Annotated in this window: 24 protein-coding genes and 1 pseudogene; 1 reads left to right on the top strand and 24 read right to left on the bottom strand. The window is 49.2% G+C overall.

Annotated features, from left to right (window positions below):
* Window positions 1-14 precede the first annotated feature (14 nt).
* Window positions 15-1,109, bottom strand: coding sequence for an LLM class flavin-dependent oxidoreductase (locus NST96_RS04035; protein WP_007785949.1), 1,095 nt, complete (start codon window positions 1,107-1,109; stop codon window positions 15-17).
* 14 nt (window positions 1,110-1,123) lie between these two features.
* Complete coding sequence (gene iolG, locus NST96_RS04030) at window positions 1,124-2,161, bottom strand: inositol 2-dehydrogenase (RefSeq protein ID WP_283858331.1); 1,038 nt, start codon at window positions 2,159-2,161, stop codon at window positions 1,124-1,126.
* Window positions 2,162-2,756: 595 nt separating this feature from the next.
* Here iolG and NST96_RS04025 point away from each other — a divergent pair.
* Window positions 2,757-3,770 (top strand): LacI family DNA-binding transcriptional regulator, encoded by a 1,014-nt coding sequence (locus NST96_RS04025; RefSeq protein WP_007785944.1) that lies wholly within the window; start codon window positions 2,757-2,759, stop codon window positions 3,768-3,770.
* 688 nt (window positions 3,771-4,458) lie between these two features.
* Here the strand turns inward: NST96_RS04025 and NST96_RS04020 are convergent.
* The 22 genes and pseudogenes from NST96_RS04020 to NST96_RS03915 all read right to left on the bottom strand — a co-directional run.
* Complete coding sequence (locus NST96_RS04020; protein WP_007786494.1) at window positions 4,459-4,794, bottom strand: cupin domain-containing protein; 336 nt, start codon at window positions 4,792-4,794, stop codon at window positions 4,459-4,461.
* A complete protein-coding gene (locus NST96_RS04015) occupies window positions 4,782-6,551 on the bottom strand; it encodes a hydantoinase B/oxoprolinase family protein (RefSeq protein ID WP_310769312.1) in 1,770 nt (589 codons plus the stop codon). Before NST96_RS04015 ends, NST96_RS04020 begins: the two co-directional genes overlap by 13 nt.
* A 4-nt stretch (window positions 6,552-6,555) precedes the next feature.
* Entirely contained in the window at window positions 6,556-8,598 is a 2,043-nt protein-coding gene (locus NST96_RS04010) for a hydantoinase/oxoprolinase family protein (RefSeq protein ID WP_197187489.1), read from the bottom strand.
* A gap of 38 nt (window positions 8,599-8,636) precedes the next feature.
* Entirely contained in the window at window positions 8,637-9,977 is a 1,341-nt protein-coding gene (locus tag NST96_RS04005; protein ID WP_310769307.1) for an MFS transporter, read from the bottom strand.
* A 42-nt stretch (window positions 9,978-10,019) separates the two neighbouring features.
* On the bottom strand, window positions 10,020-10,769 hold the full coding sequence (locus NST96_RS04000) for an aspartate/glutamate racemase family protein (protein WP_025844071.1): 750 nt from the start codon (window positions 10,767-10,769) through the stop codon (window positions 10,020-10,022).
* A 210-nt stretch (window positions 10,770-10,979) separates the two neighbouring features.
* The gene (locus NST96_RS03995) at window positions 10,980-12,659 is read right to left on the bottom strand and encodes a PucR family transcriptional regulator ligand-binding domain-containing protein (protein ID WP_342405609.1); all 1,680 of its coding nucleotides are present in this window, start codon (window positions 12,657-12,659) and stop codon (window positions 10,980-10,982) included.
* Window positions 12,660-13,287: 628 nt separating this feature from the next.
* Window positions 13,288-14,478, bottom strand: coding sequence for an ISL3 family transposase (locus NST96_RS03990; RefSeq protein WP_342405608.1), 1,191 nt, complete (start codon window positions 14,476-14,478; stop codon window positions 13,288-13,290).
* A 73-nt stretch (window positions 14,479-14,551) separates the two neighbouring features.
* Window positions 14,552-14,839, bottom strand: a complete 288-nt coding sequence (locus NST96_RS03985) for a hypothetical protein (RefSeq protein WP_342405607.1) — start codon at window positions 14,837-14,839, stop codon at window positions 14,552-14,554.
* Window positions 14,840-14,975: 136 nt separating this feature from the next.
* Window positions 14,976-15,500, bottom strand: a complete 525-nt coding sequence (locus NST96_RS03980) for a hypothetical protein (RefSeq protein ID WP_342405606.1) — start codon at window positions 15,498-15,500, stop codon at window positions 14,976-14,978.
* A gap of 20 nt (window positions 15,501-15,520) precedes the next feature.
* On the bottom strand, window positions 15,521-15,871 hold the full coding sequence (locus tag NST96_RS03975) for a hypothetical protein (protein WP_342405605.1): 351 nt from the start codon (window positions 15,869-15,871) through the stop codon (window positions 15,521-15,523).
* A 59-nt stretch (window positions 15,872-15,930) separates the two neighbouring features.
* Window positions 15,931-17,052, bottom strand: a complete 1,122-nt coding sequence (dnaN, locus tag NST96_RS03970; RefSeq protein WP_342405604.1) for a DNA polymerase III subunit beta — start codon at window positions 17,050-17,052, stop codon at window positions 15,931-15,933.
* Between the two features lie 104 nt (window positions 17,053-17,156).
* Window positions 17,157-17,822 (bottom strand): DNA repair protein RadC, encoded by a 666-nt coding sequence (gene radC / locus NST96_RS03965; protein WP_342406530.1) that lies wholly within the window; start codon window positions 17,820-17,822, stop codon window positions 17,157-17,159.
* A 134-nt stretch (window positions 17,823-17,956) separates the two neighbouring features.
* Entirely contained in the window at window positions 17,957-18,322 is a 366-nt protein-coding gene (locus NST96_RS03960) for a hypothetical protein (RefSeq protein ID WP_342405603.1), read from the bottom strand.
* Between the two features lie 154 nt (window positions 18,323-18,476).
* A complete protein-coding gene (locus tag NST96_RS03955) occupies window positions 18,477-18,941 on the bottom strand; it encodes a hypothetical protein (RefSeq protein ID WP_342405602.1) in 465 nt (154 codons plus the stop codon).
* 72 nt (window positions 18,942-19,013) lie between these two features.
* Window positions 19,014-20,030 (bottom strand): DUF932 domain-containing protein, encoded by a 1,017-nt coding sequence (locus tag NST96_RS03950; RefSeq protein ID WP_342405601.1) that lies wholly within the window; start codon window positions 20,028-20,030, stop codon window positions 19,014-19,016.
* Between the two features lie 10 nt (window positions 20,031-20,040).
* A complete protein-coding gene (locus tag NST96_RS03945) occupies window positions 20,041-20,733 on the bottom strand; it encodes a PD-(D/E)XK nuclease family protein (RefSeq protein ID WP_342405600.1) in 693 nt (230 codons plus the stop codon).
* Window positions 20,730-21,482 (bottom strand): hypothetical protein, encoded by a 753-nt coding sequence (locus NST96_RS03940; RefSeq protein ID WP_342405599.1) that lies wholly within the window; start codon window positions 21,480-21,482, stop codon window positions 20,730-20,732. The genes NST96_RS03945 and NST96_RS03940 overlap by 4 nt, the downstream gene beginning before the upstream one ends.
* A complete protein-coding gene (locus NST96_RS03935; RefSeq protein ID WP_342405598.1) occupies window positions 21,479-22,522 on the bottom strand; it encodes a hypothetical protein in 1,044 nt (347 codons plus the stop codon). The genes NST96_RS03940 and NST96_RS03935 overlap by 4 nt, the downstream gene beginning before the upstream one ends.
* Before the next feature lie 130 nt (window positions 22,523-22,652).
* A complete protein-coding gene (ssb, locus tag NST96_RS03930; RefSeq protein ID WP_342405597.1) occupies window positions 22,653-23,093 on the bottom strand; it encodes a single-stranded DNA-binding protein in 441 nt (146 codons plus the stop codon).
* 120 nt (window positions 23,094-23,213) lie between these two features.
* Window positions 23,214-23,570, bottom strand: a complete 357-nt coding sequence (locus tag NST96_RS03925) for a type II toxin-antitoxin system PemK/MazF family toxin (RefSeq protein ID WP_342405596.1) — start codon at window positions 23,568-23,570, stop codon at window positions 23,214-23,216.
* Window positions 23,560-23,772 carry a hypothetical protein gene (locus NST96_RS03920; protein ID WP_342405595.1) on the bottom strand — a complete coding sequence of 71 codons (213 nt, stop codon included), beginning with the start codon at window positions 23,770-23,772 and terminating at the stop codon, window positions 23,560-23,562. The genes NST96_RS03925 and NST96_RS03920 overlap by 11 nt, the downstream gene beginning before the upstream one ends.
* A 15-nt stretch (window positions 23,773-23,787) precedes the next feature.
* A pseudogene (locus tag NST96_RS03915) lies at window positions 23,788-23,916 on the bottom strand (single-stranded DNA-binding protein); the annotation flags it as partial.
* Window positions 23,917-23,959 lie beyond the last annotated feature (43 nt).

The raw sequence follows: 23,959 nt of genomic DNA, 5'->3' as shown, positions 1-23,959 counted from the left end.
AGCTCGCTTTTCGGCTACACCGTCTGCGGCTTTACATGCAGGCGAGGCAAAACTTCCTCGACCAGCAAGCGCATGGACTCTTTCCATATTTCCGGCGATTCGCTGTAGTCGTAGCCCGTAATCAGCAAAGTCCCGAAACCGCCGACCGTGTCATACAGCTTTTGCAGCTTTTTCGCGACCGTTTCCGGCGATCCTACCAGCCAGTCGGTTTTGGCCATTAATTCGGCAGTTACCTCTTCGTCGGCAAGCGCCGGATCGGGCTTCAAGTTTTTGATGTCGCCCTGCTTTTTAAACAGCGGCAGCCATGACTCGTCAAAGAATCGACCCATCATGCCTCCCAACGCTCCGGCCATTGCTTCTTCATCCGTTTTCGCGACAAAGACGTCTTGCGTGATGCGCCAACTGCTTCTGTCCGCTTCTTTCCCTACAGAGCGCGCCCCTTCTTCCACCGCATTCCAGTGCGATTTGATATACTCGCTGTTCCAGCCGAGACTCATCGGGATAAATCCGCGTTCGCCCGCCATTTTCAATGTGGCTGAACCCGCGCTGAACCCTGTAATCCCGATAGGCGGATGCGGCTTTTGGAACGGCTTGATATGCGGTCCGAGAATCCCGTCATGCCGCGCCTTTGGCTGGTTGGCGCTGTAAAATTTCCCCCGGAACGAAAAGGACTCCTCGTCTGACCACAATCTCTGCATCAGCTCCCACGCTTCCATCATCATTTCCCGGTTTATTTTTCCGTCGACAGCAAACAGCTCCCAGTCTGTTTGGGTTCCGCCTGCCCCGATCCCGAGCATCAAGCGGCCTTGGGCGAGATGGTCGAGATAGGCGACGCGATGCGCCAACTCCACCGGATGATGATAGGGCAGCAAATGGGCACCGGGCGCCAGCTTGATTTGCTTTGTCCGCAACAGCGCCTGCGCGATGATTAAATCCGGGGATGGAATCGGCTCCCACGGCGCGGTAAAATGCTCCCCGATCCACACTTCGCTATACCCCAATTTGTCGGCATATTCAATCATTTCCAGATCCCACTGGGTCGCATCGTACAAAGATCGCTCCGGCGGATGCTGCGGCATCAAAAACATTCCGATATTCAATTTCGTCATAATAATCCCTCCATTTATGAAGAAAAATGCTCGTTTCTCAGTCCGTGCACATTTACGCGCACTTTTTGTTCGGTTTGGCAAGAGGTTTTGGCCGCATGGGCGATTTCCTGCGCGATCAATCCGTCTTTGATGCCGACAGCAGGCTTGGCATCGCGGTGCAAGCACTCGATAAAATGCTCCAGCTCGCGCAAGTAAGCGGTCTCAAACCGTTCCATAAAAAACGGAATAATGTCAAAGCTGCCCTGATTCGGCCCGAGAAGCGTCACGTTATGATTGCGCAAGCCGGCGATGACCAATGTCCCTTCCGTCCCGATCACTTCCGCGCGAATGTCGTAGCCGTATTTGGCATTTCGGTACCCTTCCACATCGCCTGCGGCCCCATCGGCAAACCGCAAATACGTTAACGCCTGGTCCACATCGTCATACTTGGCCACGATCGGCGAAGCCAGGACCGATCCCATCGCATTCACTTCCACGATCTCCTGGCCCATCAAAAAGCGGGCGATATCAAAGTCGTGGATGTTCAAATCGGTAAAAATGCCGCCGCATGTCGCCACGTACTCTTCATGCGCGACAAATGGGTCCCGCGTAACGCCTTTGAAATAGAGCGGCGTCCCGATATCTCCTGCCGCAATTCTGTCTCTGGCATGCGCGTAAGCCGGATCAAACCGCCGCATAAACCCAAGCTGGCACGTAATCCCTGCTTCCTCAATCACGCTCGCCGTTCTTCTCGCGACCTGAATGTCTGTCGAAATCGGCTTTTCCAAAAACAGCGCTTTTCCCGACCGGGCCACCTTCCGAGCCAGCTCGGCATGCGTGCTGGTTGGCGTCACAACGATGATGGCGTCAATGTCATCGCGCGCTATGATCGCATCCGGCTCTGTGGACCAGTATTTCACCTCATGCTCCCGGGCGAATGTTTCCGCTACGCCCGGCATCACATCGGAGACAGCTACGAGCTGCGCTCCTTTTATCTTCCCTGCAATATTTTCGGCATGAATTTTGCCCAATCTCCCCAACCCCAAAACGGCACATCGCACTTTCCGATCCACGACACTCGAACCCCTTTCCTAAAATGGCAATTGAACACCGCTTTTGCACATGCGCGAGTTGAACACGTAGTTTCCCAGATGCGTACGGGTATGGCTTCGCGGCGTGCGCTGGTAAAGCAGCAAGGTAACAAACGAAAGAAACAAAACACTTCATTTAGTTAACCGCTTTTCGTTACCCCCTTTTGTTTCCTCGCGTTTTGTTTGGTAGCGCACTGTAAAAAGTGGGCTGTTCCATTTGTAACTCAGTATAAACCCTCTGTTTTATCAATTCAACAAGAAAGTTAATTAATTTTCTGAATAATTTTTTCGTGAGTTTAGTTAAGGTAACAAACTTGATTTTGTTACCTTAAATTTCGCTGTTTTACCTTTAAGTTTCCCTCTTCGCTATGGTATAGTTTACATAGAGCGGTTGTGGCTCACGCAGTTTTTCGCGGGGCGGCGTTGGGCTGGGCTTATCACCTGAAAAAACAATCCGCTCGCCCGCAAACACCCGAAGCCATCCGGCAAACACGTGTTGCGCCAGCGCAAAACACGGCGTTTCCGCTGGGGATGGATCATCTGTCCGCTTATTTGCTTAAAAATTGGGGGTACATGCATGAAACCGACGATATACGATGTGGCAAAAGAAGCGGGAGTATCGACTGCTACCGTATCGAAAGTCATCAATAATACCGGGAAAATTGGCGACAAGACCAAAGAAAAGGTGCTGCGCGTGATGGAGCAGTTGAACTACCAGCCCAAGACGGTGGCTTCCGCGCCGCGCGGGAAGCTCTCCCACTCGATCGGCTTGTTGATTCCGGACTTGGCGAACCCGTTCTTCGCTGAATTTGCCCGAAGCATCGAAGACTGTGGCCGCGAATTAGGCTACAGCATCCTGATTTGCAGCACGGACTTCCAAAAAGCGAATGAACTCAAGCACAGCGCTTTTTTGATCGACAAAAAGGTCGATGGAATCATCATCATTTCCGGCTCGCAGGACGAGTCGTTTATTAAAGAGTTGCTCGACAAGCAAATTCCTACTGTAATTGTGAACAAAGAACTGACGACACCGCTGCCGATCGACAGCGTCTCGGTCGACGATTTTATCGGCGGCTACGAGGCCACGAAGCATTTGCTGGAGCTTGGGCACCGCCGGATCGGTACGATTCAACTGGGGGAGCTGCTGCTGGGGAAAGAACGGCTGCGCGGCTACAAGCACGCGCTCGAGGAATTTGAGGTGAAATACGAGAAAACCTTGACCTTTTTCAGCTCTCCGAATGCCACAATCGAGGAGAGCAAGCAAATTTCGCTGGAGATTCTTTCCGCCCCCCAGCGCCCGACTGCTATTTTCGCCGGAAACGACATTCTGGCGCTCGGCGTCATCCACGCAGCTATGGAGCTGGGGCTGTCTATTCCGGATGACCTGTCCGTCATCGGCTTCGACAACACTGTGCTCAGCGCCATGTCCAACCCGCCATTGACGACCATGGCGCAATCCATTCAAGACATGGGGCGTCTCTCTATTAACCTGCTGCTGGAGGAAATCAAAGGGATGCAGCGCAACAAACAAAAAATCCAGCTTCGGCCGGAGCTGGTTGTCAGGAGGTCGACGAGGGAGTTGGTGCGTTGAAGGCGGGTGGGATAGGTTGGGTTGCGGGGTTGCTCGGCTGAAAAGCTGATGGCTTGTCGGTTGAGGTAGTGATGGGCCAACGGTAGCTGATTGGCCTATCACCTGCACCTTTCAATCTACCACGCTACCGACCTCGGCGCAGAAAAGCAGCTTCCTGAGAATGGCGCGGTGTTTTTTGGTTCAATCCTGTCTTGGGTCGGCGCTGTTGCGACAAAGCTGAAGCTCCCACGTCTCCCCAATTAACTTATGTAAATGGCACTTTAGCAAAATGAAATTGGATAAATCGACACACGAGGGATGACAGATCGCCCCAAAGATCGGAATCGACGATGTGTTTATGCAGCAATGTAATCTCGGTAAAGAGGCCCTCCACTCTATCTGTAGTCTTATTTGTGCTGACATCGCCCGAAAACAGTTCGTGCAACGGATGTTCCGCGAATTTGTTATTGTAAAAAAGAAACGAAACAACTTATCCAAAAACTATTATCCGCATGCAAAAACACCGCTAAACCAAGCGGACAGGCTGTCGAGAAAGTCGACAGCCTGTCCGTAGATTCAAGGTATGTTGCTCTGCCCTATCCGAGCGCATGAGCCTATATGAGCCTATGCTCTATTCACGGTGACATTGAGATCGCCAATTCTAGCAGGTTCTTTTTTCGTGCTCTCCGTATTTATGCCGCTATTTCGCCTATCGCTTTACAAGCACCCAGACGATTTCGCATTCTTCGCTCCCGTCGTTGTATGCCCAGTGGGCCTCACCAGCAGGAATAAGAGACGCATCATTTGCTGACATACGATATTCTCGCTCTTTAGTACCGGCAAGAATCGTTCCTTTTACGACGATTGAATACTCGTCCTGCTCATGACTCCCCAAACCGCTTAAAGGAATACGCGCACCAGGCGGAACGACGACGACACCAAAAGTAGCTTTTCCGTTCTCTACCTGGTTTTCGGTAAACAAGGTTTTCAGGGTTACACCTGGACGATCTTCCGGCTGAATCGCATTGGCATTTACAATGAGCATTGCTGTTCCTCCTGTTCAAAAGACTGACGCTGTGGTGTCACCCCTTCTACACGATACGTTGCCTTGTCCAGCTCTACTCCGTACAAGTCTCTTGCTTGTTCTACGGAAATATAGCCATTTTTGGCATCTAGGACGACCTTCTCTATCGGACGTTCCAGCGGATTGCCATATCCTCCACCTGTTGCGGTAACAAGGCGCACGACATCTCCTTTATTAAGCGGAAAGCGTGCATATTTGCCAAATGGACCAGCCACTTCGCCATTTGCTTTGACGATCTCAAATTCATTGCGGGAGCCGTCATGCCCCCCGTTAAAGCCCCATGGCAAATATTTGTGACGGCCAAAGGTTGCCGTGATCGTCTGACCATCAGACATCGCGCGGTACGAACGGATAGCTCCTGAGCCGCCGCGATATTTACCGGCACCAGCACCATCCGTACGCAGGCTGTACTCCTCGACCATGATGCCATAACGTGTCTCGGCTACTTCGACCGGCACGTTGTACGTTTCCCCATCGCCGATGCAAAACTGTCCGGCCATCCCGTCCAGTCCGTCTCCTGCCCCCCATCCTCCGACTGAAGGTTCAACCACAAGGAACGGTTCGTGCGTATCCGGATGGATGCCGGATAGCACCACCCCGCACACCGAAAGCAGATGCCCCGCATTCAACCGATGGGGAACGACCGGTGCAAGTGCCTTCCAGACGAGATCCGCTCCATACATCATGGTTTCCCAGTAGGTTGATACGGCTGCCGGGCGTTCCGCAGAGAAAATGGAGCGGTCATCTACAAGAATGTGGAGCGGGCGGAAAACGCCATCGTTTACATCCTGACACGGGTTCGTCACCGCAAGGAAAATAACGCGAACGGCGGAAACCAAGGCGGTATAGGAGCAATTGACTGGCCCCAACACCTGCGGATGACTACCGCGGAAATCACAAATAAACTCGTCATCGGTAATGGTGACCTTCACCTGTACCTTGAATGGACCGTTTCCAACTCCGTCATCATCAATAAAATCTATGGCTTCATACGTGCCCTTCGGCAGCTTGGCAATTTCCTTTACTGCCAACTGTTCGCCATGTCTTAACAAATGGTCAATGGCATCCTTCACTACCGCTTTTCCATGCTTATCGCACAATTCGCGAAAGCGCTTCTCCCCTGTTCGCAATGCTGCAACCTGCGCCCACATATCGCCAAGCGAGAGATCAGGGAAACGGACATTTGCTGCAATGATATCAACCAACGGCTGATTCAGCTTGCCTTCTTCAAATAGCTTGACGCAAGGAAATTGCAAACCTTCCTGGAAAATCTCCGTAGAGTCGGTCGTCCAGGAACCCGGGTCTTTTCCGCCTACTTCGGTCCAGTGGGCCTTATTGGCCGAGAAGGCAATCAGCTCGCCCTCGTAAAAGATTGGCAGCAAAAGACCTACATCAGACAAGTGGGAACCTCCTCCACCGTAAGGATCATTAATGATGATGATATCCCCCGGCTTTAGCTCCCCATTGGCGGAAAACTTTTTCAAGGTTTCCTTCACCATAAAGGTCAGCATCCCGATAAATCCGGTTACACCGTTGCCTTGAGTCAGAAGTTGACCTTTTGCATCTGTCAAGCCGCTGGCGAAGTCGAGCACCTCGTAAATAATCGGACTCATCGACGTGCGCGCCAATGTATGAAACATTTCTTCCCCAATGGCGATCAGGGAATCTTTCACAATCTCAAGCGTAAACTGGTCATGTTTCAACGTTGTCTCACTCATCTGACTACACCCCCGTAGTAATGATTAGATTGCCATATTCATCAACAATGAGATGCTGTCCAGGATAAATGACCGTTGAAGAAGAGGTTTCCTCGACAATTGCCGGACCCTTCACCGCGCTTCCGGCATTCAGTAGCTCGCGATCGTAGACTGTCGTGTCAATCCATCCATACTCTTCGAACAGAACCGGACGCACTTCCTTGCGCGCTTCCTCGCTATTGTCCCCTTGTCTTCCCAGACTGGCTATCCGTGGTTTTTGCACTGTGCCGAACGCCGTTAGATGGAGGTTTACAATCTCCGTCGGTGCATGCTCTAGTTTGAACGTGTAATGCTGCTCGTGCAGGTCATGGAAACGATCAATCACTTCCTCAATCGCTTTTGCATCCATCAGTCCATTTGGCACGGGAACCTTGACAGCATGCTCCTGTCCGACGTAACGGATGTCCGCATATCGTACAAACAGTACCTGATCCGCTGCAATTCCTTCGCGCTCGTATTGGTCAATCGCTTCTTTTTCCAGTTGGTTCCATTCACGATTCAGTTCTTCCTGATTCAGTCCGTTCATTCGGCGAATATAAGTCTGGATGTAGTCATGTCGCAAGTCAGTCATCAGCATGCCCCATGCGGAGAAGACCGAAGACGCAATCGGGATGATAACTTTTTTCACACCCAATTCCTTGGCCAATGCCAGCGCATGCATCGGTCCTCCCCCTCCGAATGCAACCAGGGAAAACTCTCGCGGGTCGTAACCCTTGCGGATGGAAATGAGCTTCAACGCATTCAGCATGTTGGAGTTGGCGATGCGGATAATTCCCAGCGCCGCCTCTTCCACGGAGATGCCGAAGTGTTTTGCGATCTTTTCGTGGATCGCTTGCTTGACCGCTTCCATATTTACCTCGTTTTGAAAATTGGCAGGCGATAACCGCCCTGTAACCAAATTGGCATCGGTTGTAGTCGGACTTTCACCGCCACGTCCATAGGCGACCGGCCCTGGCAACGCCCCGGCCGACTGTGGCCCCACCTTTAATGAGCCGGCACCGTCGATCCAGGCAATGGAACCTCCGCCATTCCCGATCTCCACGATGTCGACCACGGGTACTTTAATCGGATATCCAGCATTTCGTTCATCTTTCTCAATCCGGTATTCCGTCGTAACCTTTACTTCCCCCTTGTCGATCAGGGAGCATTTGGCCGTCGTTCCTCCGATATCAAAAGCAATGATGTTTTCTTCCCCAAGAATTTGCCCCAAGATGGCTGAGCCAAAAATCCCGGCTACTGGCCCCGACTCGACCATGTTGATCGGCGTTTCTTTTGACTGCTCAAAAGTAGTCGTGCCAGAGTTGGACTGCATGATATATTTATTGCCATCAAGCCCGATGTCGTGAAGATGGTTACTCAATTTGTCGATGTAGGACTTGGCAATCGGCTTGACATAAGAGTTCAGCACTGCCGTACTGGTCCGCTCGTACTCGCGCCATTCCTTGGTCACCTCATGGGAAGCCGTCACTGCTACCTCCGGCCAAATTTCCCTGATCGCTTCCACCGCCAGCTTTTCATGAATGGGGTTGGCGTAGGCATGCAGAAATGACACCGCAATAGCCTCGACTCCCTCCGCCCGCAGTTGCTCGACAGTGGCCTTCACCTCTTCCACCGCCAATTCGGTCATGACTTCCCCCTTATAGTTGATCCGCTCGCTGACCTCCTTCCTCAGAAAGCGCGCGACAAACGGGGTCGGCTTCTGATAGCGAACATTGAACAAATCGGGACGGTTGCCTCGGGCGATTTCCAGCACATCGCGGAACCCTTTTGTCGTGATTAACCCGGTCTTTACTCCCTTGCGCTCCGTCAATGCGTTGATAATTACCGTCGTTCCGTGGATAAAAGTCGCGATTTCCAAAGGATCAATCCCAGCCTTTTGAATCACTTGGATAACCCCTTGCTCAAAATGGGGCGGTGTTGTATCGCTTTTAGCGGTACCGATTTTACCGTTCTCATCTAGGTACACCAGGTCAGTAAACGTTCCTCCAATATCTGTAGCTACACGCATAGGAACCACCCTTCTAGGAGTAATGGACTGTTACAGCATTAATGCAAAATCTCGCCTTCCGTTTCCTTCAGGAAAAGCGAAGCCACAAATGTAACGACAAGAAAAGCGGAGATAAAGGAAACCGTAGTCAAAAAGCTGCTGTTGATCGCCAGCATAGCTCCGATTACACTTGGCGCAATCGCGTTGGCTACCCGTTGGCCGGTCATCCCTACAGAATAGCTGACACCGCGGACCTCTGTCGGATACAGCTCAGCCATCCATGTATCCCATACTCCCCACGCCCCCAAACTGAAGAACGAAAGGGCAAAATTCCAGATATACATTTCCTGCAAGGTATTTGCGTTGGCAAAGCCAAACCCGCTGACCGCTGCAAAAAAGACGAACAGCGCCATTACCTTTTTGCGTCCATATTTGCCCGTCAAATACGAGGAGACCATGTAACCGGGAAACATGAAGAGGGCAGATATTGCCATAAAGCCCATTCCTTCCGGCGCACTCAATCCTTTTTTCGCCAAAAGTGCCGGCATCCAGGAGGACAGTCCCCAATATCCCCAGGAAAAACTAAAGTTGATGAGGAGCTGCAAAATTGTCGAACGCCGGAATTGCCCTCTAAAAATCTCCAGGAAAGAACCTGTTTTCACATTCTCCACAGCAAGCTCGACGCTGTTAATCTCTCTTTGCATCGTGCCTTTGGAAAGTTTGTCAATAACCTCCTTCGCCTCCGAATGGCGACCTTTTCCGGCCAACCAGTACGGCGACTCAGGCACAAACGCCGCGATTGCCAGGAACCACAAACCCGTAAGCGAGCTGACGCCAATAATCCAGCGCCAGCCAAGCTCCATAAAGAGGTAGGTCGTGCCAATGGCAAGCAAATAGCCCACAGGCCATCCAGAAGCCAGATACACCGCGGCCTTCCCACGCACCTTCATGGGGAGCAGCTCCTCGAAGTAGGGGAACGTTGCCACCAAAACCCCAGAGAGCGCCACACCGGACAAGAAGCGGGTCCACCAAAGCATTTCGTAGGTGAGTGAGAATGCGCTAATAAGCGAAATGATTCCATAAAGCCCAAAACTGAAAATCATTGATTGCTTGCGGCCGATTTTATCAACGAGCTTTCCCCATAGCAGGCATCCCGGGATCATCCCAAGATAAATGGAGCCGATGAGCGATCCGATTTGAGTGCCGTCCAGTTGAAACTCGCCGCCAATTGAAGCGCTTGCCAGAATGACAATCATCATTTCCCACGATTCAATCACAAAGGAGAAAAAAAGCACCAATCCCGCTTGCCAATGCTGACTGGTAACCGGCATGTTTTCAAACAGCGCTCCAACGGGTACTGATCGCTTTTGCAGTACCTCCACTCCGCTTTCTGCTCTCATAATGGCCCCCCTTATCTCTTCTCACAGCCGCTAACTCGTTTTTTAAAACAGCTTCCAGCAGGCCACTTCTTCATCAGGCGGCGATTGGTAGCCATCCAGCTTGCTGTGGCTCCAACCGAATTTTTGGTTGAGCTCTATCAAAAATTCGGCGTATTTAAAAGGTGCAAGGCTTGCATCAATAACCGGAACACCCAGCTCCTCCTGAATTTCCCGATAAAAGCCAAATTCAATAGTGCATCCCAGCACAAGCACATTGGCTCCATCCTTCTCGACAGCCTCTCGCGCTGCCTCACGCATTCGCTGCATGGTCACCTGATGATCTTTCTGAAAATCGTGCACGCCCATATCGAGTGACTTGAAAGAAGCCAATTTGTCGGCAAAGCCATATTTATGGACGTTTTCTCTCATCTCGGGTATCCACTTGCGCCGCCCGACAATGATCGAGATACTCTCTCCCAATGTCGACGCAATATGCAAGCTGGCTTCAGCCGGAGCCGTAACGACCATTTTTTTCGAAATCTCTCGAGCCGCCCTCAAGACAGGATCATAGAAGCAGCCGATAATTGCCGCATCGTAGCCTTCTTCTTCGGCTCTTTTAATCACGCGGAGGATTTCGGGCATCAGCATCACTTCGTAGCAGTTGTACTCCAGATGAGTCGGTCCAGGCCCCAGGGTCAAGGAAACCACATCCACAATCGTCCCCGCCTGCTTGATCCTGTCAAACTCGCTCTTGAAAATGGTGTCGAACAAATCAGTAGTGACCGGATTGATCCACAAAATTCTTTTATCCATGTGAATGCCCCCTCATCGGTTTTGGTTTTTCCCAATCTTGTGTGTCCATCATGCAGCCCACAGCCCCCTCTCCTGCATAGCTTTCAGTCATACTGCTTGTTTCTGTTCACATTATTTCACACAAAAATAATAATCTTAATATTTCAAACAAACAAAAAACAGCCCGTTTCTTTGTCTATCGCAGACAAAACGAGCTGTTTTGCGCTTCTTTTATGGCAATAGCTTCCTGGCCTTCAGCGCCAGATGGAAATTCAATCTTTCCTCAGGCTTTTTAAATGGATCAAACCCGAGAATCTCCTTCGCTTTTTCAATCCGGTATTTGACCGTATTGGGATGTACGAACAACCGCTTTGCGACATCTGTAAAGATTTCCTTTTCATCCAGATACGCTTCCACCGTCTTTACGAGATCCGTTTGATTTTTGGCATCATATTGATAGAGCTGATCGAGAAGCCCCGTTGTAAACCGGTCTAACAACTTGCCGGATATTTCCCCCAGAATCCCGAATACCCCCAGCTCATTCACTACTGTAATACTGCCTGTCCCAAACATTTTGCAGCCGAGCTCAAGAGCTTGCAGCGCTTCCCTGTAGCTTTGGTCCAAATTCAACGGCGACGGATAAAAACCGCCGATCCCAGCAGATGCGCGGGCTTTGCCGCTTCCCGCTTCGATAGCATCTTTTAAGAGGACCGCAAGATTTTTCGCCTCTTGTTGCGAATGTTGCTTGTCAAATTGCCTGTCAAAATGAATGAAAATGACCAACATGTCCCCCTTTACCACAAAATTGCATTTGGGAGCATGCTGATTGATTGTTGACCGGACCGCCGCGTGGATGCGGCTTTCCAATTTACCCATCTCTTTTTCAAGACCATCGCTGAAGTCAAAACGCATGACCAGCACCATATGTTTTTTCACCAGATTGAGCCCGACCGCTCTCGCTCTCTCGTACAAATCCTCTTCTCTAACATATTTCCCTTCGAACATTTCCGTCAAAAAGTCACTTCGCATTCGCCTTTTCGCTTCGGTAATCGCCCGCTGCTTGGCAATCTCCAGAGCGACCGCAGTAGAAGCGTGCGAGATAGCAATGAAATCAAGCTCTTGTAAGGGAGCCCCCATCTCTAAGGTAAAAATGTACCCCAGAGGATCGCTTATTACTCCTGCAGGCATAACGATCAGCCGTACAGACTGCCCCTCTATCTCAAACAAGCTGGAGTGAAACACCATCTCCATCGCAGAATCGTGTGTCCAGTTTCCAGCTTTATCAAACTGAATCCGCTCCGACATTTCTGTCATAAGCAAACACTTTTTTAAAAACGAATGTTCTGCCGCTTCTTTTGACCCTAAAGCCAAAATTTCGAACATATCGTCGGTAATCATTACCGGCTGCTTGATTAATCCGGTCAACGTCTTGGCAATCGCATTCACATCACCGCCATACAGTATGACACGGGTCATCTCCCGGTTAATCTCTTCCGATTGTTTCAACAACTGTGATTGCCGATTCAGGATCGTCCCCAACACGGCAGAAAAAACCGTAGCATAAGGCATCGCAGGAGGCAACAAAATGACAGGAAGGCCAGAAATATTCGCTGCCTCCACGATCGCCTTCTGCATGATCTTGTCAGCAATCATCGGATGAATCCCCAAAGCTGCTGCCCCGTTTTCAGCAAGCTTTTTAATCGTATTCACTTGTGCCTCCAGATCATCTTTCAAGCTGTGAAAGGTGGTCAGCACAAGCTCGCCTCCCAAAACCAAATGCTCCACTTCGGTTATGGGCATTTCCAAAACATTTACCTGATTGATGATCCTGTCCAAACCATCGAAACCGGCGATAACACGTAAACTTTGCAGCGCGTCCAACCGCAGCATCTCCTGCACCGTGATCCCCATTTTCGATCCTCCTCTCGGCCTAACCTTCCTAGAAGTAGATAAGATACCTTTCCTGATTCGTTGATTAGGCGAGCTTCACAAGATCATACTGTTTCGTAAGAGAGTGTTGCGGGCATTATTGTTTTTTCTAGCTCGTTCATTTCTAATTGGCTTCGTTTATGCATTTGTAAATCTGATCGAAATAGTCTTTATTATGAATAGTCGCATTTATTATATCATTTTGTATTTGGATTGACTTTTGGTAGTGATAGTGCCTTGTGCAGTCTGGGCATTTCGCTTGGGTTTCTGGATGACTTTGGACCTGAAAGGCGCGCTGTTGGTAGCTGGTAAGGGCGGGGATGTTTTATGGAAAGGAGAAAGGAAAAAACGACTATTCCTTGATCGTTAAGAGAGTAGTCGCTCCTATTTATCGTTCCCTTACGGAGTTATCACCTGTCCAGTAATCGCATCAACAAATTGATCTCCCCGCCCCATTTGCGGACGATATACATACACCTGATTGATTAACCGCAATTCAAGCGGATGTACCTTCAGGTAATTCGCGGCTGCCTGTTCTGGGGAAATCAAGAGTTTTTTAGCTCTTCACCATTAAACGTGCTTGATCTTCCTCTATCGCAGTTTTTCGTAGTTATGTAGCCGGTTTACACTCCAGTCTAATGCGAATCTTGAATCTCTCTAGATTGCGGTAGCCGTAGGCTCTTCGTTTGATTACCTTCACTTTGTTGTGTGTCCCTTCAATCTTGGCATTCGTTACCCGAAAGGAAAAATAATGCTGAATGGGCTCTTGCCACTGGACAATCGTTTTGGCAATGGAACGAACCGCAGGAGTCGGAGAATAGAGATGGTCGACAATCCATTTCTGAAGCGCTTCCTTCCCTGCCTCTTGGGTTTCAACGGCATACACGGTTCTTATGTCTTGAAGCGCAAAGTAGAGTCGTTCCAGATGTGGATCTTCTGCTAACCAAATCTTCAGTTCCTGAAGCTCTTCGGGCTTCAGCTTGTCAGGGATCGTATGGAGCAGGCGTTGCTCATGTCTGCCCCGACGATGTGTTCCACGAGCATGAGTGCGTTTTCGGGTAGCTTCCAACGCTTTAGAGAAAAGCTGGATCACGTGAAATTTATCTGCTACCACAAGGGTATGCTTCCAGACCTGGCGTACGGTTTCAGCCATTCCTGGAGCCAAATCCGTGACAACTACCTGGGGAACCTTACGAAAAGGCCATTGCTGCAGCGCGTTTCGTACTTGTTCACGTGAACGTCCTTCTGTGACTTGCCAGATATGACCGGTTTGAGCATCCATGAGGTTCACGCCATACTTATGTCCTTTTTGCAGAGCAAACTCATCCAGACAGACCACTTCAGGAGCTTCATGTTCTTTTGGTTGAGCAAGGCGTTGGGGGGCCAGTTGGTAGTACCAGCGTTCGAGTGTCGAGTAGGCCACACTCAATTGCTTGGCAACCGAGAGCAAATCCCGACTGTGGCACATATCCACCGCCATCTCTTGAAAAGCAGAGGTGACGGATCCTCGAGGCGGGATACCGTTCCATTCCACTGTCCATGTAAGCACACAACTAGCACAGCGCTGGCGATACACGGGAACGGATACCCAGACGGTCCCCCAAGAAGGAACGAAACGATGACGAAGAATACGCCGTCCAGGACGTGCATGGTTGGTACTGGCTCCGAGGCAGATCGGACAAAGATGACAGGCAGAATGCGGTTCCAGAACAGCGATCCAATCCGTTTCCTTTGTTTTTTCCCAATGTGTGAGATGGAATGATGGAAGTCTGATAAAGTCTGTGCTAAAATCAAGGCACAACGCAGATTTCCTCCTTTTCAGTGGTTGTCTCGACAACTCCCACGATAAAGGAACATCTGCGTTTTTTCAATGTCTAGCACGGGTTATGGTGATGAATTCGACCATCCTGAATTCGGTATCCAAACAACATCCGCGGGAATCCTACTTGTTCAAAAGCGGTGTTATAATAGGCAATGTCCCATTTTCCTTTCGGCACCTCGATAAACACCATCTGAATCTTCTGCACCCGATCAATCCAGATATGTTTGACGCAGTTGGGAGGTAACGTAGGGGTCTCCATACGTCTCGCCGGGTTTTTGATCCGTTTCTTTCCGATGATTTTCCGCAGCCTTTTCCGTTTCTGAACCCCAAGAATTCTCATTGGCTTTAAAAGCTCCGATTCAGAATTCCGGATGGACTCGACAAAATCATCAAAACTCATTACATATTCGTCAATCTGGACACCCTCTGATGAGGTTACGCAGACAGTACAATACGGTGTGTGCTGCGTAAAGTCATCACTGAACCTCACGGTAAAATGCAGCATACCTCGCACCTCTGTTTCCTTTCAGATATTGGGTATACACCAACAACTTATCGATTGACTTCCTGATCTGGATGAGCTCTTGGACGAACTGATTGAAAAAGAACGGACTTTCGTGGATCTCTATAAGGAAACCTACTTTTGTCAGTTCAATCATCATCTCAGCCCCGGTCCAGTCGCAGATAACCCTCTTGTTCCAGGTAAGCTGTCGTTCAACCCATTCCTTTGTAAACATTCCAAGAAGTTCTTCGACGTCTGGACAAAGGATAACGAACTTCCTGATGTCATATGCCCCTTCTTCATCTTGTTCCTCCGCGCAGGCACCAAACAGCCGCTCCATTGCCATAAAAAAGATATCGCCTCCGACGTTCTCATAGGCGTAATCCGTTCCCCAGTGCCCCATGTCGGATACTCTGTAACCCGCATCATGCAAGAGTTTGAGGGCAAGCAAATTATCCAAAGAGCATTGGATGATATGGCAATCTTCAGCACTAAACATGTGGGATTCTCCTTTCCAAACTAAATAAAGTCGTCTTTTCCTGCATACTGCTTCTTCCTGGAATGAAGGAGTGTGTATATGTTTTGTGTACTCCTGACATATTCATAGATCACGTTATACCAATTGACCCGCTCGATCTCTTCATCATAGATGTCTTCCATCGAATACAAAGCGTGGGCTTCATTGTAGACGTATTCCAATTCGTCCAGTGTAAAGCTGTCAAAATCGACTTTGGACGCATCGACGCCTGCGTACAGGTATTCGATGATGCGAAACATTCCAGGAGTTTGCTTTCGATGCATTTTGGATTGCATGTTGCGCTTCTGAAGCTGCTCTAAAAATACGTGGGTCGAGAATCTTTTCTTCCTCATTCCATACATCCTTTCAAAAGCACAGAAGGGGACTAAGAAATCCCCTTCTGCTTTGTGCGTTATACCGACCGTACAGGTAGTATCAGGGCAAACCCTGGTTCATTACCTGTCGGCCGTATAATGAGCGGTGCATTGACTCCAGATGCATGAAACATAACTTCCTTCACATTCATATGGCGCAACGCATCCAGGAGATATTTCGTGCTGAACTTCATCTCAAACATTTCGCCTTCGAGATCCGAGATAAACACTTCCTCCTGTACTTTTCCCATTCCCTCCTGGCTGGCCGAAATGAGCAAAGAAGGCATTGCGGATGGGATCACCTGCAAGCGACACATATTGGTCTTTCCTTCCTTGGAGACGATACTCACCCGCTCCAGCACCTTGACTAACTCATCCCGATTTGCCACAAATGTGGTGGAAAAATTGGTCGGGATTACCCTGGATGTATCCGGATAGGTACCCGAAATCAGTCGTGACACATATGTCACGTTTTGGTGAGACAATCGTAACGAGTTTTCTGTGCAGTGGATGGTGACCTTATCGGTCGCATTCTCAATCAGCTTGATCATCTCCTCAGCAGCTCTCGCTGGTAGAATCATCTTGGGTAACGAGATCTCTTGTTCCAACTGAACGGTCCACGACCCCAGCCTATGAGCATCCGTTGCAACGAACGTTACTGCCTTTTCCTTGCCAAAAATATGGATTCCCTGCAGAGTGGGACGCGTAGTCGATACCGCGCACGCGTACTCCAAACGTAACCCGTTTGCCAAATCCGATGCTTGGACCTCAACCCAAACGCCAGTATCGTCAAAGGGAAAAGAAGGGTACTCCTCCGTTTCCATTGTCTTAATCTCAAAAGTTGATTTCCCTGCAGAGATGGAGATCTCATTTGCTCCTATTTTCAGCTGGATTTCACCAGCTGGCAGCTTACGCACAATGTCCAGGAATATTCGAGCCGGTACGACGATCGCGCACGGGTTAGATGATGAGCAATTGTTTTCTTCCGTAATCTGGATGGTGTTATCCGTATCCGAGCCGGTAATGGTCAAAGATTCTCCCGTGAATTGGAGATGAAAACCGGTTAGAATCGGAATCGTCGTCTGTTTTGCAACGGCCCGGTACGCTTTCGAAAGATCAGCAATTAAGCGTTCTGAATCCTTGATCACAATTTTCTTCATATTTTCTCCTTCCTCGAACCGGGGCCATGTGGCCCCATCGTTCGAGCCACACGTTTTTCCCCCTGTGGAAGGTACTGATTTGTACAAATCGTGACCTCAAGGTACTATATGTACCTCTGTTCCTTTAAACTCATGTATCTGTCATCCCCAATAATGACGTGATCCAGTAATGGGATGCCAACAACTTCTCCTGCTTCCATTAGGTTTTTTGTTACTTTTATGTCTTCTCGACTGGGCGTGGGATCACCACTCGGATGATTGTGCAGACAAATCACATTTGCTGCGCTCCTCTTGATCGCCTCTTTAAAAACCTCTCGGGGATGGACAACCGATGCATCCAAACTTCCGATAAAGATTGTCTGCTTACCGATTACACGATTTTTTGTATTCAGAAACAGACATATAAAATGTTCCTGTGTCAAGTACCTCATTTCAGGCATCATTAGTTCCGCTACATCACGCGGGAGACGAATGGAAATCCTTTTCTCTCTTGGGCTGGTTACATATTTGTGTGCCAATCCAAAGGAGGCGACGATCCGCTGTGCTGCCATTTCACTGATGGGCACAAGCTCCATGATTTCATGGGCAGACATCAGAGAGAGTTGTTGAATCCCGTTGCCAGTTAGCTTCTGAATGATTTTATCATTCGCTTCGTTTCCGATAATGATGGTCAACAGATCGTTCAGATTCGCTTCCTTCGTCCCGTAGAACGATACGCTTTCCTTGGCTTTTTGGACAAAATCCGTTGCGAAGCATTCATACTGAAACATGTCCATTTGTTTCACGTTACCCTCCCTACTCAAACCGGGCCGTGTGGCCCAAGTTTGAGCCACACGTTTACCGCCACGGTGGTAGGCGAAAGTTGCTTGATAATTGGAGTGGTCAATATCCTAGCCAAACTGGTTTAACTAATGGCAATCTCCTTTATCTCTTCATCCGGAAGCATGATAAAGATGGCCGTTTTTCCTATTGCGTCTCTGGGAAAGGTGGTCTTGAGGGAAACCATGGTCAAATTTCCGTTGATCACGAAATGAACAGAAAAGTGAATCGTCTCGGAATCAACCAATACGCGACCCATGATGTAATCCTTCAGCTTCACCAACATGTCCCAGATTCTTCCATTCTTGGTTTGGCCAACGGAAATCGCCTCTTCCGGTTCGATATAAGTCCTCCATAGATCAGGAGATACGAATACCGGGATCTTGATCCCCATTTCTTGCGCGAAGGATGAAATATCGATTCCTTCCCGCTGCTGTTTGTCTTTTTCCATGAAAGCCACCCTTTCGGTTTGGAAAAATGAAAAAGCCAGCAGCTCTTCTAAGAGTTACTGGCTTTTTAGTCCTTTGCCGTTTACAATGACAACTACACTTTTGGATATTTCTTCCCTTGGTACACGGATGAAAGCTCTTGACTTCATCCTATTGTTATTTCACTTTGGAGGAGCGGAATTGCTTACCGGACATGACACGAAAGACACCGTGTTCTTTCATCTGCTCTTCGTCCCATCCCGTCTTTTTCATGAGCTTCGTTGCCTCCGTTGATCCCAGCTTGAAGAAATCAAACGGATTCAACCCTTTTTCCCGGATATGTCGGGCAAGAGCTTCCCAATTCCCTTCCCACGAATACGACGGGACAAAATCAAATTGGGTGTCTCCCACTACGACTTTTCCGTTTTGCTCAACATACTGCTTCAGCTCTTCCTTCTTGGCTTTCAATATCGCTTCCAAATGAAGAATCTCAGCCGCCAATTGTTGAGCCTGGTTGTGATTTTCTTCTTTGTTTTCTTCCGGAAGATCCACTGGTATTGTTCCTTCATCAACCAATGCTGCCGCTTCGATACCCATCGGTTCATCCCATGGAAAAATCACCGTTTGACCGTTCATGTTCATGCAATATTCCTCCTCCGTTTTGATCATGGGAGAAGCCGACCCATGCAGATCGGCTTCTTCGTTTTCGTTCTGTTAAACAGCCACTTTGGTGAGCAGTTCGCCGGCATCTTGTTCCAGCTCCACCCGAGCATCCCCTTGAAGAGTTTGGGCGGCACGGGTCATGGCCTGCATGACGTAAAACAGGCTGTCACCAGGTTCTATCATGTAATTACTGGTGATGGTATCCGTCATGGATTGACTGTATTTTTTGTCCTTGGCGAGCGTTTTGATGAAATCCAGCGGGTTTTCCACTTTGACCTCTTTGGCAGCCAAAGCCCGTTCCAACATGTCATCCCCAGCTTTGACGGCAGCCGTAAACGCTTCTGCTACCCGGGCGTACATCTCCCGCTCCCGCAGGTGAATGTGACGCTGCTTGAACACGTCCCCGTCATGGGTCCAGCGCATCAATCCATTCGAGCAAACCAGGCGGTATACCATCGGTTGGATCGTAACCGAGCGAGCCCCCACTTCGGAGTTGGACAAATGGACCCCAACCATGTGGACATCCGGCCGACCCTCCAGTGTTCTCCCGATGTTTCTTGTCAGATCAGGGAACACAATCCGCAGGTGCATGCCGCGTTCATCGCGGTACCAATACGAAATCCGATGGTCTTCCTCTGTCCCGATCATGGATTCGATCATGCCCAAGAACTGATCATCATCAAACCGGCTGTAATCCTTGGACAAGGCACCACGAATCATGGGGCCCAGTTGTTCGGATCGTGACCGATACGTACGCAACAGCCATTCCTCCTCCCCTGGCAGCCGCTCTGCGAAGTAGTTAAAGTTCGTTGCCCTCAGATCACTTGGGCAGCGGCGCATGAAGCGAGCCGGCAACTCCAGTTTTTGATACATCTGGTTTTCCGCCCATTCAGTTGCCGGGCTGGCGACCGCATTCGTAAAAAGTGTCTGGAACGTAAAGTGTCCATCGTCACGCATCCGTACCTGATTAGCCGGTACAACGAAATCTTCTTTTTGCTGTGCTTGACGGTTCAGTTCGTCCAAAATCCGCTTGAAATTTTCTCCTGCATTGTGCATGTAATTCATCATTCATTCCTCCTCAATGAACTTGGTATTTTTTCGTCATGGGACATTCGCGGATAAAGCTGCAGTTGGTGCAGCTGCTTCCCAATTTGGGCGGGAAAGCTATCTCCGGTGGTGTCCCTTTTTTCAGTTCCTGATAGGCGGCTCTCGCCTGGTGAATCTTCAACTTGGCCCATTCGAGGGTTTCCGCAATCGCTTCAGGCGTTACCTGTGCGGTTTTGATGACATTCTGCCTTGGAAACAGATAAGCGACCTCCGAAGCGTAAAGACCGGATTGCCACGCGCTCCAAGCATAAAGAAGCAATTGCTTGGGCTTCTGCATGACCTCATAGACTGCCCAGGATGTTTTCCAATCGTAAATTGTGAGGGAAAACAAATCGTACTGGACAATGAGATCAATCACCACATGGAACAGATCCGTTTCCGTAATGGGAGTGATGATTTCACGCTCGACCGCTACAATTTCCCCTTTGAAAATGTGGGTCTGCAACAGTCGATACGCCTTTATTGCCAACTCCTGTACGTCTTTCGGAATTCCCACCGGCGGAGGCTGCCGTAAAACAGAAGAAGCAATGACTTCGTGGAATTGCTTCCCGATCGCCATTGCTTCCGTTTCCTTCTCCGGCCTCCCCAACACGTACCGGAAATAGTACGCGTGGGGGCAGGAGTCATATTTGAAGAGTCGGCTGTAGCTCCATTTCCAGGTCACGCCGTTCTCTCCTTCATCTTTTGCAGCTCTCGCTGAATGGTACCTTCCAAATCCGCCGCTTTCTCTTCGTTCCGAATTGCTTCTACAAGCTCACGAACGATGACATCAGCTCGTTTGGCCCATTCCGCCCACAAATCCTTGGGGAGCTGATGCATTTTCACGGCCCGCTCCCAAAGACTTTCAATACCGGTTTCTTTCTCGGTTTTCCTAACAAATTCCTCTGCAGCTTTTTCATCGTCCAGGTATTTGCCAAGCAGAAGGACATGGAAGGCTTCCTTCGATTTCTCAGACGTGAATAGTTGCCACTCCCGCCATGCCCACTGAAGAACAGCGCGTGCATAATGCGGGTTGGTGTGAAACATTTTCCCGTCGATCTTTCCAAGGAAGCCCATGAGTTTCCACTGGTGAGCGGAAAGTTTCATGGCCGGATGCTCTTCCCAATTCTTCTTCTTCCGCTTTTCCCTCCTGGCGGCTTCATGTTTGGCCTTATATTCATCGATCACTTCTTGTTCTCCTTTTCCCTGCAGAAGACCGATAAATTTAGCCACGCCCCCTTTTACCTGGCAGCGGAAGCAGTGAAACGTATTCTTGACCGGATTTAAATAAAGATGGAACCCGCGATCTGCTGTACCGACAATCTCTGCGCAAAACGGGCAATGGATGCGAATCTCACCTCTCGGCGCAGCCTTTTGCTGTGCCAAGAGATGGAAACCATTCGCTACGTCAAAGATTTCAGGAAAAATGCTCATGCACTGCGCACCTCCTGAATCTCTTGTCCGCTGCGGCCGGCAATTGCCTCAAAATCTCCCATCGTGCGAGTCAGGAACTTTAACAATTGTCCTCCCATCAAGTTGTTTAAGTCTTGTTGGGCCACCGGATGATCTTCCGGGATCAAGACTTTGCTGCCGTTATGCAGGAACAGAATAAAGCAAGGCGTGTCGTTGATAGCTGTTCCTTGTACATCCGTTACGGTGCCCGTGATCCAACGGGGCGTATCTGACGGTGTAATGGCTGAGTGTCCCTTATGAGCAGCAGGTTGATTTTGTGGCTTCTCTTCTTGTCCTTTCGGCTGGTTCGATCCCCTTCTGCTTTCGTTCCTGTTGTGAGCGGGGGTTCCATTCTCACGGCGTTGGTTGGGTTCTTCCGAGGGAGCCGCTTCTGCCCAATCCTTCAAGTCCTCAACATCCTGCGTGAAGATCCCTGAAGAACGGGTTGCTGAAAGAACCGCGTCAATGAGGCCGCGTTTCTTCGCCATCTTCAGAACGGTGTTCCATAAGGAGTGGAGATCCTCATTTTCGATCCGATATTTGATGTAGGTCCCGTTTCCGTTCTTTTTCGGAAAACTCTTTTGTGCCAAAGAGTTTTTATCGATCCCCCTTGGTAACTCGTTTTCAAACACCCAACGCCAGCGATATCGGCTTTCCATGGTATTGGCTTCCCCAACTCCATCGGCAATGGTTACCCCGCTGCGGCGATGGATCAGGCTAATCGTTACGCGAGCCCGATAGTAGCCGGTATCTCTTTCCGCCGTTTCTTCGATCATCTTTACGATCGGTGAGAAGCCATACAACTCGCATAGCTTTTCAGCACCCGCTTTTAGTAGCGTTGGTTTCGCGGTTCCTTCAATGACACCGTAATCTTGCCCCTCAATCATAACCTCCTTAAAGAACTGCTGCGTCAGATTGAGTTTTTGTTTCATCTCCTGCAACACAGCGTGCATCTCTTGGGAGCTGTAACCCTCCATCAGGCGCACTTCCTGCCCATCGATGACCGACAGTTGGTTATTCATGGAATCTCCTTTCTTCGCCTCTCAGCCTACGTGCTATTGTTTTCTCCCGCACGAGGGATTTGGTGTATACAAAAAGACTTCTCTCGATCCATCAGAGAGAAGTCTTTTTTGTCCTGCGATGACCCATTCCCTAGAACGGCAAATCGTCATCCGTAATATTGATTGGTTTTCCTGAGCCAGCAAACGGATCGGCAAATGGATCTCCAGGGGCAAAAGGATCATGGCTTGGTTGCTGATTACCCGTACGAGTCTCCTCTGCTTTCTCAAGGAAATAAGCACGGTCCGCCACAACCTCCGTCACGTATACCTTTCGTCCTTCCTGGTTTTCGTATGACCGGGTTTGCAGCCTTCCTTCCACCCCAACTTGTCGGCCCTTGCGTAAGTAGGTTGCGCACAGATCGGCAAGTTTTTGCCAAGTTACGATGTTGATAAAATCCGCTTGCCGTTCTCCTTCTTGATTGGCATACGGGCGATTCACGGCCAGCGTAAACGTCGTAACAGCGATTCCGCTTGTCGTGTAGCGCATCTCCGGATCTTTCGTCAGACGACCAATCAAAATTACTCGATTCATGATTTCTCCTTTCCGCCGATTTCTCGGCTCGTGCTATTGTTTCGCCCGCACGGGGGCAAAATAAAAAAGACTTCCTTCCTAAAGCGGTAGAAAAGTCTTTCGTTCCTGAATGAATCAACATCATTCCTGAAATTTTGTGAAGCGCTCCTGAAATAATCGAAAAAACGCTTGAAAAATCGTGTAGAAATCGGAATGTTCCAGTTTCCATAATACCTTGATAACCAGTTCCTGATTGATGGTAAACACTCTGTTCACTTTGGCAACGGAAGGCTTTAATAACCCTGCCGCTTCCCAGTTTTGAATGACGATATCGTATTCATTAACTGGCATAGCGGAAGTTATCATCATACAAATAAAACGCCCCGTTTTCTCTTGGCTGTCTGCATTCGACAGAACCAGAGCGGGACGTTTCTTCATTCCTTCCAGATCGGAAAAAGGAAAGGGAAGTAGGACGATGCTCCCTTGTTCATAGTTCATTATATATATCGTCCTCCTTACTATTCCATTCAGCAAGTGAAGATTCACTCAGCTTCAGGAATCCCATCTCCTCCAATTCAGAGTATAACCGAAAAAATAATTCCCTTTTTTCGGTTTCGGTCAATTCCATAATGGACTTTAAGATGGATTCGATTTTTGTCATACAGACCACCTCAAAGCCATTATACTTTGAAATCTCCACAAGCAACACCTCCTATTGTCGTCCATCCTGATTGGTAAACGGACGATTTACCGCAAGTGTAAAGGTCGTGACGGCTACCCCGATTTACGTATAACGCATTTCTGTGTCTCTCGTCAAACGACCAATTAAACTTACATGATTCATTTTCTCGGCCCGTGCTATTGGTACGCCCGCATGAAGGACAAAA

Origin of the sequence: Brevibacillus sp. FSL K6-2834 (assembly GCF_038592925.1) — a bacterium.
Taxonomy (GTDB): Bacteria; Bacillota; Bacilli; order Brevibacillales; family Brevibacillaceae; genus Brevibacillus; species Brevibacillus borstelensis.
Note: the sequence above shows the minus strand (reverse complement) of the source record. Positions and strands in the feature narration are given on the sequence as shown.